This window comes from Mesorhizobium sp. M7A.F.Ca.US.006.04.2.1, assembly GCF_004022915.1.
In the GTDB taxonomy this organism is placed as follows: Bacteria; Pseudomonadota; Alphaproteobacteria; order Rhizobiales; family Rhizobiaceae; genus Mesorhizobium; species Mesorhizobium ciceri.
In genome coordinates, this window is record NZ_RZQA01000587.1 from 1 (window position 1) to 4,096 (window position 4,096).

At 64.3% G+C, this 4,096-nt stretch carries 3 protein-coding genes and 1 pseudogene; 3 read left to right on the forward strand and 1 reads right to left on the reverse strand.

Annotated features, from left to right (window positions below):
* Positions 1–246, reverse strand: a pseudogene (locus EN925_RS25865) (hypothetical protein); the annotation flags it as partial.
* 155 nt (positions 247–401) lie between these two features.
* Between EN925_RS25865 and EN925_RS25870 the strand changes: the two are divergent.
* From EN925_RS25870 to EN925_RS25880, 3 genes are all read left to right on the forward strand, one after another.
* Complete coding sequence (locus tag EN925_RS25870; RefSeq protein ID WP_127369174.1) at positions 402–1,781, forward strand: aspartate aminotransferase family protein; 1,380 nt, start codon at positions 402–404, stop codon at positions 1,779–1,781.
* Positions 1,782–1,792: 11 nt separating this feature from the next.
* On the forward strand, positions 1,793–3,199 hold the full coding sequence (locus EN925_RS25875; protein ID WP_082827523.1) for a glutamine synthetase family protein: 1,407 nt from the start codon (positions 1,793–1,795) through the stop codon (positions 3,197–3,199).
* An 80-nt stretch (positions 3,200–3,279) separates the two neighbouring features.
* Positions 3,280–4,096, forward strand: an 817-nt coding sequence (locus tag EN925_RS25880; RefSeq protein ID WP_128337028.1) for a putative DNA modification/repair radical SAM protein, incomplete at its 3' end; no start/stop codon positions are given.

Genomic DNA, 4,096 nt, shown 5'->3' on the forward strand with positions numbered 1-4,096 from the left:
GTCGAGCCAGTACTGCGTCAGGTTGGAATCCTCAAACACGGTCTTGCGCAGGCTGTCGCTGGCAGGCCGGCTCAGAATTTCGAGGTTGCCGCGAAAGTTGAAGGTCGGCCCGCCCATGCCTCTGGTGACGCCGGCCTCGACCTCGAATGTCGCCGCCGTGTCGTCGGTGGAGCACCAGATGCCGCCCGACGCGAAGGCCGCGCTCGCCAACGACAGGTGCATCGCCACACAGATGACCGTCCTCATTACCCCTCCCCCCTCAATTTCCGCTCATATTGGCGCCGACTTCGGCAGCACGGTCAAGCGCCGCCGCCAAAGGCTGAGCCAACGCAGGACAGATGCGCGGCCAATTGCGGATGCAGACACGGATTGGCTAAGAGGAATCGACCAGAGGGGTTTTCATGCACAGCGATATGTCCAAGACGTCCATCGGCGGCATCGGCCGCGACCGCATTGCCGATCTGCGCGAGACCGAGGGGGCAGCCTTCCGCAAGGCGCGGCCGCAATCTCAGGCGAAGGTCGGCAACGGCCTGCCCGGCTTCTTCGGCGGCGTGCCGATGCACTGGATGAACGACTGGCCGACGCCGTTCCCGATCCTGGTCGACAGCGCCAAGGGCGCCACGATCACCGACATCGACGGAAACAAGCTCGACGATTTCTGCCTTGGCGACACCGGCTCGATGTTCGGCCATTCGCCGCCGCCGGTGGCGCGCGCCATCCGCCGCCAGGCCGGACGTGGCCTGACCTATATGCTGCCTTCGGAAGATGCGCTCGCCATCGGGCCGCTGCTGCAGCAGCGCTTCGGCCTGCCGTTCTGGCAGATCGCGACGACGGCGACCGACGCCAACCGCTTTGCGCTGCGCGTCGCCCGAGCCGTCACCGGCCGGGAGAAGATCCTTGTCTTCAACGGCTGCTACCATGGCTCGGTCGACGAGACGATGGTGCGGCTGATCGACGGCAAGCCCGTCAACCGGCCGGGATTGGCGGGGGAATTCCGCGACCTGACCCGTACGGCCAAGGTCATCGAGTTCAACGATATCTCAGCACTCGAAGCCGCGCTTGGGGATAAGGACGTCGCCTGCGTCATCGCCGAACCGGTGCTGACCAACTCCTGCATGGTGCTTGCCGATCCGGGCTACCATGACGCCCTGCGCAAACTGACACGCCAAGCCGGCACACTGCTTCTGATCGACGAGACGCACACGATCTCGACCGGCCCCGGCGGCTACACGAGGAAATATGGTCTCGACCCGGACTTCTTCGTCCTGGGCAAGCCGATCGCCGGCGGCGTGCCGGCCAGTGTCTGGGGCATGAGCGACGACGTCGCCTCGCGCTACGCGGACTACAACAGGACCAAGGAGCCGGGCTATTCCGGCATGGGCACGACGCTCTCGGCCAACCCGCTGCAGTTCGCAGCGATGCGCGCCGCGCTTGAAGAGGTAATGACGCCGGAAAATTATGACCGCATGGATCACCTGGCGCGGCGGCTCGATGCCGGGTTGACCGGCGTGATCGATCGCTATCGCCTGCCCTGGCATGTTTCCCGTGTCGGCGCCCGCGTCGAGTTCATCTGCGCGCCCGGTCCGCTGCGCAATGGCGCCGAGGCGGAAGTGGCGCATGCGCCGGAACTGGAGGCCGCCATCCATGTCGCGCTGGTCAATCGCGGCGTGCTGATCGCACCCTTCCACAACATGATGCTGATCTCGCCGGCGACCACTGCGACCCAGGTTAACCGGCTGATCACCGCCTTCGGCGCGGTTGCGGCAAAGCTTGCGGCATGAGACAAGCGGCGATGGACCATCCCAATGCCATAATGACCTCACCTTCGGGCTCGACATCCGCCGAGGCGCAAGCCTTTCTCGACGCCCATCCCGAGATCGAAGCCTTCGATATCGTGCTGACCGACGCCAATGGCGTCGGCCGCGGCAAGATCGTGCGCCGGCATGAGCTGAAGAGCATCTTCGAGGGCGGCCGCCATATGCCGATCTCGATCCTGGGCCTCGACATCACCGGCGAGGATGTGCACGAGACCGGGTTGATTTGGACGACCGGCGACGGCGATCTCAGGGCATGGCCGATCCCCGGTACGCTGGTGCCGCTCTACGGCACGAGCCCGCCGCGTGGCCAGCTGCTGATGGCGATGTACATGCTCGACGGCCGGCCGATGTCGTCGGATCCGCGGCTGGCGTTGGCTCGGCAAGTCGACATCCTGGCGGCCAAGGGCCTCTATCCGGCCGGCGCCTTCGAACTTGAATTCTTCCTGCTGGCCAATGAGCGCGATGCCGACGGCAAGGTGCAGCCGGCGCGCGCCGTGCTCGACGGCCGCGTCTCGGGCAAGACGGAAGTCTATTCCGTCGACCATCTGCACGGCATGGAGCCGCTGTTCTCCGACATCTATGCCGCAGCCAAGGCGCAAGGCATTCCGGCCGAGACGGTCATTTCCGAATATGCGCCCGGCCAGTACGAATTGACGCTGAACTACCGCAAGGATGTGATGCGGGCGGCCGACGACCTGGTCATGCTTAAGCGGCTGGTGCGGGCGCAGGCGCGCCGCCACGGCGTCACCGCCTGCTTCATGGCCAAGCCGATCGAGAAATACGCCGGCTCGGGCATGCATTTCCATGTTTCGCTGCAGGACAGAGCCGGCCGAAACGTCTTTGCCGAAGCCGGCGGCGAGAGCTGGTCGCTGCCGCTGCTGCAAGGGCTCGGCGGCCTCATCCAGACCATGGCGGAATCGATGCTGGTGTTTGCGCCGCACGCCAATTCCTGGCGGCGCTTCGTCTCGCAATCCTATGCGCCGGTGGCGCCGACATGGGGCGTCAACAACCGATCGGTGGCGCTGCGTGTGCCGGCCGGCGACGCCAAGAACCGGCGCATCGAGCACCGGCCGTCGGGCGTCGACGCCAACCCCTATCTGATCGCCGCAACCGTGCTCGCCGGCATCATCAAGGGCATGGATGAAGGGCTCGATCCGGGGCCCGAAACGACCGGCAACGGCTATGAGGCAGCGGTCACGCGCACAACCATGCCTGTCGACTGGCGCGCCGCGATCGAATCGGCCCGGGCGTCCAGCTTCCTGAAGAACGCGCTCGGCGAGGACCTGCACCGGACCTTCGTGGCGATCAAACAGTCCGAATACCTGCGCGTGGCACGCACGGTCAGCGAACTGGATTACCACCTCTATCTGCACGAAGTCTGAGGGCCGGGCGGGCGATCACTTTTTCGCCGTTTCCATCAAATGAGGTGGCATAAGGGCGGATAAGAACATATCATGAACGGATGAGCGCACTCACCGTCCGTGAAAAACTGGCTGTCCTCTCCGATGCCGCCAAATACGATGCGTCCTGCGCCTCATCGGGTGCGGCGAAAAAGGACTCGCTGGAATCAGGCGGCATCGGCTCCACCGAGGGCATGGGCATCTGCCATTCCTACGCGCCGGACGGCCGCTGCATTTCGCTGCTGAAAATCCTGCTGACCAATTTCTGCATCTATGATTGCAGCTACTGCATCAACCGTTCGTCTTCCAACGTGCGGCGAGCCCGCTTTGGCATCGACGAGGTGGTGAAGCTGACCATGGATTTCTACCGGCGCAACTACATAGAAGGCCTGTTCCTGTCCTCGGGTGTCGTTCGCTCGCCGGACGAGACCATGGGGGAGATGGTCGAGGTGGCGCGCCGGCTACGCCTGGAGGAGAAATTCTCCGGTTACATCCATTTGAAGACCATCCCGGAAAGCTCGGCCGAACTGGTCGAGCAGGCCGGTCTCTATGCCGACCGGCTGTCGATCAATGTCGAACTGCCAACCGACGAGGGTGTGAAGCGGCTGGCGCCCGAGAAGAAGCCGGAGACAATCCGGCTTTCCATGGCCAGGCTGCGCCAGAAGATGGAGGAGAAGGCCGAGCCGACTTTGAAGACCAAAAAGCGCGAACGCTTTGCGCCGGGCGGCCAGTCGACGCAGATGATCATCGGCGCCGACAAGACATCCGACGACGGCATATTGCACACGAGCGCCCGGCTCTATGGCAGCTACCATCTGCGGCGGGTCTATTACTCGGCCTTCAGTCCGATTCCGGATTCGTCGTCGTCGCTGCCCCTGC